The sequence below is a fragment of the Xanthomonas arboricola pv. guizotiae genome, from assembly GCF_002940205.1.
Lineage (GTDB): Bacteria > Pseudomonadota > Gammaproteobacteria > Xanthomonadales > Xanthomonadaceae > Xanthomonas > Xanthomonas arboricola_C.
Genome location: NZ_MDSK01000127.1, coordinates 1 through 455, shown reverse-complemented (window position 1 = coordinate 455; position 455 = coordinate 1). Strand labels below are relative to the sequence as shown.

Genomic DNA, 455 nt, shown 5'->3' with positions numbered 1-455 from the left:
CACGCGCTTCGAGAAGTTGGACGTCATGTTCCTTGGATTCCTCAACTTCGTCCTGGTCGTTGATGGGCTTCGGATGTGTTAACAGGCCCTAGCCAAATTTCAGGCTACGGCCTCAGCTTTCGAGAGGGCTTCCTCGCTATCAGTACCAACGCCGGGCTGCGAGTCTTGTTCCATGGCCAGACTTCCACGCATCGACCTTCCCGGCATCCCGCAGCACATCGTGCAGCGCGGGAACAACCGGTTGCCCTGCTTTCTGGATGATGGCGATCGATTGCGCTATTTGCACCTGATGCATGAGGCCCTGCACGCGACAGGCTGCCAGTTGCACGCTTACGTCTTGATGGACAACCATGTGCACTTGCTAGGTGTTCAGTCCCGGCATTAGATGGATCGGGTCCACCTTGAACCGCTCGGGTTCGGATGTCCACTGCTTGCAGATGAACGCGTACGGCGTC

At 57.4% G+C, this 455-nt stretch carries 1 protein-coding gene; it reads left to right on the top strand.

The genetic code is table 11. The features are described 5' to 3' along the window. Nucleotides 1-241 precede the first annotated feature (241 nt). The gene (locus XarbCFBP7408_RS22135; protein WP_258072312.1) at nucleotides 242-385 is read left to right on the top strand and encodes a transposase; all 144 of its coding nucleotides are present in this window, start codon (nucleotides 242-244) and stop codon (nucleotides 383-385) included. Nucleotides 386-455: the final 70 nt, after the last annotated feature.